The 5,125-nt window shown below is 34.7% G+C and carries 6 protein-coding genes; all 6 read left to right on the top strand.

Annotated elements, in window-relative coordinates; genetic code table 11:
- The coding region (locus AACM45_RS20080; protein ID WP_339144973.1) for a DUF1214 domain-containing protein at window positions 1-1,062 on the top strand (1,062 nt) is incomplete at its 5' end.
- 244 nt (window positions 1,063-1,306) lie between these two features.
- Window positions 1,307-1,639: a hypothetical protein gene (locus tag AACM45_RS20075; RefSeq protein ID WP_339144972.1), complete on the top strand. Its 333-nt coding sequence runs from the start codon at window positions 1,307-1,309 to the stop codon at window positions 1,637-1,639.
- A gap of 375 nt (window positions 1,640-2,014) precedes the next feature.
- Window positions 2,015-2,848: an AraC family transcriptional regulator gene (locus AACM45_RS20070; protein ID WP_339144970.1), complete on the top strand. Its 834-nt coding sequence runs from the start codon at window positions 2,015-2,017 to the stop codon at window positions 2,846-2,848.
- Window positions 2,849-2,946: 98 nt separating this feature from the next.
- Entirely contained in the window at window positions 2,947-3,525 is a 579-nt protein-coding gene (locus tag AACM45_RS20065; protein WP_339144968.1) for an ester cyclase, read from the top strand.
- 30 nt (window positions 3,526-3,555) lie between these two features.
- Window positions 3,556-4,086, top strand: a complete 531-nt coding sequence (locus tag AACM45_RS20060) for a YceI family protein (RefSeq protein ID WP_339144966.1) — start codon at window positions 3,556-3,558, stop codon at window positions 4,084-4,086.
- Between the two features lie 11 nt (window positions 4,087-4,097).
- Entirely contained in the window at window positions 4,098-4,985 is an 888-nt protein-coding gene (ygiD, locus tag AACM45_RS20055; RefSeq protein ID WP_339144964.1) for a 4,5-DOPA dioxygenase extradiol, read from the top strand.
- Window positions 4,986-5,125 lie beyond the last annotated feature (140 nt).

Here is a 5,125-nt window from a genome sequence, read left to right as displayed (position 1 = left end):
GCAAACATTACAGCAAAGAATATGAAATTTAAAATAAAACACGTTTTCCTAATCATAACAATGTTGTTAATCATTGATCCCGCTTCTGCACAAGATAATGTTCTGAAATACATTGAAGAATATCCAAGTCAAGAACAATTTAAAAAGATGAATTCGTGGTTGGAAAAAAATGAAATTGGCACCTTCAAATTCTCTGGCTTATTGGGTTCTGAAATTGAAGTTCAAAATGTTCAGGCGAGTGTGGATTATGGGACTAATTGGTTTAGTATAAATGATGCACCTGCAATAGTCCAAGTTCCTGCATATGACAAGTATTTTTCAGTTGCTATTTATGATATGAAACACAATGTCCCGAGTGTTGTTGTTAATCCTACAAAACCCATTCTTGTCATTCGACCAGGCCAAAAAATACCTAAAGGTGAATTTAACATAGTTGAATTGGAGACAAACCAAGGACTGATCATGACTCGCATGGTGGTTGCTAATAATTTAAAGGAAGTAGAAGAATTAAGAACTTCAATAATCATGAAAGGCGGAAAAGGAGAAGTTGATTATCAGGCAAGTGAGTTTTCAACAAACACAATAAAATGGGGCAATACCCTTATTGACGCCTCTCTTCCATATATAAACACTGTTTATCCAAAAAAATCAGGTGAAATAGACCCTATTACTTTAGCCGCTGTTGTGAAAAGAGCACCACGTGGAGCACCTTCTGATGTAGTGAAATATAGTGTTGTTGGTAGAGATGGAAATGGAAACCCATTTAACGGAAATGATACGTATGAATTAATTGTACCTGCAAATATTGTTCGGAAAGGTGGATATATGTCCATTACGCTGTATGGCGCTGATAATAGACAATTAATCCCAAATGAAAAAAAGATTTATGATCGAACGAGCTTTTCATCTTCACAAAACAAAGATGGGACATACACAATTACTTTAAGTCCAAATGGAGAAGGAATAAATGGAATTCCCACTGGGAAACCTTTTTATGCAATACTGCGAGCTTATGAGCCAATAGAAGGTGCTGACTTGAAAGTTCTTGTAAATAAAAAATAAAACGTTTGCCAACAATGGCTATAATTCAGCGTGGTTGGAGAACTAATATGAAACATAAAACAACAATTAAGGTCGATTTCTACTGCGGAAAGATTCCACCGAATCATTCCACGCCGAAATCATAGCCGAGGCCGTTGTAATCAATAGCTCCAAAAATCAAAAGAAGTCTTAATGGTTGATTTAGAATTCATTTTAACGCATCCATTTTGATAGATTGGCATCTACAAATAAAAATCCTAATATCATGAAAAAACATATTTTGCTCACTTTTATTGGAATAGCCTTTTTAAGTTGCTCGAACGATGATGATTCAAACAAAGATGTCCTTGTTTTATACAATCAAACATATTGCGCCGACCCATGGGAATATGGCAATGATAACAATGAGTTGGCAGACAACATCAATAATTTCTTTGAAGCAGAGAATATTGAAATATCGAATTTGACACTTGACAATAATGGAACTGAACAATTATGTAACGCCTGCACTTGTTTGAGCGGTAAAAGAATTTTCTTAAATGTTAGTAGACAAGATTTGGACTCTATAAAGGAATACGGGTTTGAAGAATTTAATTGACAATACCTCCAATTTAGTTACATGAATTTTGAGCAAGTTTATGCAAATGGACTTCACTCAGACGCAACTGTTGCGCAGAGGGGCTTTACTCGGATGGAAAATACGAAAATGCTATCAATCGTGCTTACTCGTACGTGTCGCTACAGATTACAACAAAACCTATAAACAATACTGGCTTCGGGCTTAATCAAAAGGTTTGCGTATTTTTATTGGGTCGCAAAATCTTTTGGCTTTTGCTTTAAGACAATAAAAGAAAAAACAAAACCAAAAGATTTTGCTATGTGCATGGCGGTAAGTAAACGCTTGCTTGCACCAGTACTGTTCATAGCCACACCGTTAGCTGCAACCTGAACAAACCAACGAGCATCCTATTAAATGAACAAACTATTCCACATATTCAGAGTTGACGAAGAAGAAGCAAAAAAGATTTCTTCCCAACCTGACGAACCTCACAATCACGACTTTGAAGAATTATTGATTGGAATAAACGGTGAGTTGGAACATTTCATTGATTTTAATACTACCAAAATTCAAGCACCTTTTGTGAGCTTCGTCACCAAAGGAAAGGCGCACCGATTAATACCAAGAATTTATAAAGGGAAATGCGACATTTGGGGAATTCGTTTCAAGAGCGAATTTATTCCCGAGACTACATTTCAACTATACTCTCTCTATCACGACCAAGCTAACATAAAATTTGAAAAAGGGTATTGTTTTCAAAGATTGGTTACACTTTGTGAGATGATGTATTCAGAAACACAACAAGAAACAACTGACCTTTCCGTAATAAGACAACTATTAAGTGTACTGTTCACTATGATAGAAGCCGAAAGAAAAAAGTTAGAACCACAAAACGAGCCTTTGCAAAAAACCCAACATATATCGTTCGGAAATTTTCTGAACATCCTTGAAGAAAATTATCGAAGACCAGTTGGCGTAGAATTCTATGCAGAAAAACTTTTTATGTCATCAAGAAATTTGAATCTAATTTGCCAAAATATTTTAGAGCAAAGTGTTTCTGAAATAATCGAAACCCGTAAATTGATTGAAGCAAAAAACCTATTGATTTCCACCGAAAAAACTATTTCTGAAATTGCCTACGAGTTGGGGTATAACGAAAACTCATACTTCTCTAATGTGTTTAAAAAGAAGGCTGGACAATCACCAAGTGAATTTAGAGAAGATATGAAAAAAAGGCTTATTTCCTAAATTTACATTTCAACTTCCGAATAGTGTAACAACTTAACACCTATTCGTTTTCATCTTTGCATTGTTAATTTATTTATAAACAATTAAAAGAAAATAAAATGAAAACAAAAACAGGAATTTACACAATCACAGCTGCATTAGCACTAACGGTGTTAATGAGTTGTAACAATGGGAATAATGATTCTGAAAATCATGCGACCATCAAATCATTACAGGAACAAATTACGGAACTGACTGCCAATAGTACTTTGGTAGAACAAAACCTAATCACATTCGACACGCTTGATTATACTGTATTTTCAAATCAGGAATGGACAAGACTGCACGAAAGTCATGGAAAGAACATTAAGGTAAATTGGCCTGATGGTCACTTTACAACAGGTATTGAAAAACACATTGAAGATTTAAGTGCCATGTTTGTCTATGCACCAGACACACGAATTAAACAACACCCTATCCGTTTCGGTTCCGGAAAATATACGGCAGTAACAGGAATAATGGAAGGAACGTTCACAAAGCCAATGCCTATTGGAGACGGAAAATTTATTCAACCCACAGGAAAAAGTTTTAAACTGCCAATGGCTACCATCGGTATTTGGGAAAATGGCGTTATGGTCGAAGAATACTTATATTGGGACAACCAAACATATATGAACCAATTAGGTTTAGGAAATTAATAATATTACCTCAAAAAAAACATAATAAAAATGAAAACAACAAAATGGTCAATAGACCCAGCACATAGCGAAATCACTTTTAAAGTAAAACACTTAATGATTTCTAACGTAAAAGGAGAATTTAAAACTTTTCAAGCAAACATTGATGGCGAGGATTTTACAAAATCAACTATTTCGGCAAACATTGATGCAAGTTCTATATCAACCAACAATAACGATAGAGACACGCACCTAAAAAGTCCTGACTTCTTTGAAGTAGAAAAATATCCAGAAATTACATTTGTAAGCACTTCAATCAAAAAAGTAGATGATGATGAATTCAAATTAGTAGGCGACCTTACAATTAAAGGAACTACTAAAGAAATCACGTTAGATACCGAGTTTGGAGGTTTTATGAAAGACCCTTACGGAAACGAAAAAGCAGGCTTTTCCATAAATGGCAAACTGAACCGTAAAGACTTTGGACTCAATTGGAATGCTGCCTTGGAAGCAGGAGGCGTTATGGTTGCAAATGAAATTAAAATTTACGCAGAGGTTCAATTTATAAAGCAAGTTTCATAATTTATTATGAAATGGATAGAAAACGATTTATAAAATCATTGGCGTTATTGCCACTAATAAGTAGAAGTATGAATTTAAAAGATTTAAACAAAATGACTTCAACAATGAGTAACACAGGCAAAATGCCTGTGTTATTTCTTGGTCACGGAAGCCCAATGAATGCCATTGAAGAAAACGAATTTGTTACGGAATTCAGAAAATTGGGTAAAGAATTGGCACGACCAAATGCTATCCTTTGTATTTCTGCACATTGGGAAACAAAAGGTACGTTTGTTACTGCAATGCAAAATCCGCCAACCATTCACGATTTTGGTGGTTTTCCACAAGCATTATTTGACGTTCAATATCCAGCAAAAGGAAGCCCAGAACTTGCACAAGAAACCAAAAGTATTATAACCAAAACAGAAGTTGGATTAGATGATAAATGGGGACTTGACCACGGAGCGTGGAGCGTAATCAAACATCTATATCCAAATGCCGATATTCCAGTAATACAAATGAGCATTGATTATTCGCAACCAGCAAAATATCATTACGAATTAGCTAAAGAAATTAGTAGCCTTCGCCAGAAAGGAGTTTTGATTATTGGAAGTGGAAATATAGTCCATAATCTACGTATGGTAGCTTGGAAAAAATTAAACGAACAATATGCCTATGATTGGGCAATAGAGGCAAACGAAAAAATGAAAAGCCACATTTTAAGTGGAGACCATCAAAAACTTATTGACTTTAAATCACAAGGAAAAGCATTTGATTTGGCCATCCCAACACCTGAACATTATCTGCCTTTACTTTATACATTGGCATTAAAAGAAGAAAATGAAAAAATAACATTATTCAACGACAAAGCAGTTGGAGGTTCGCTATCAATGACTTCTCTAAAAATTGAATCTGCATAGGAAATCGAAAAAAGGCAGCAGCTAACAACGTATATAAAAAATTGCTCGTAAGTACTTAATTCATTGGCTTTTTCATATATTTATAATCTGTGCTAAACCGAAAAGTTGGTGATTATTTACACGCAACTTTTCATATACAA

Origin of the sequence: Croceitalea sp. MTPC5, from assembly GCF_036985505.1 — a bacterium.
GTDB lineage: Bacteria > Bacteroidota > Bacteroidia > Flavobacteriales > Flavobacteriaceae > Croceitalea.
Note: the sequence above shows the minus strand (reverse complement) of the source record. Positions and strands in the feature narration are given on the sequence as shown.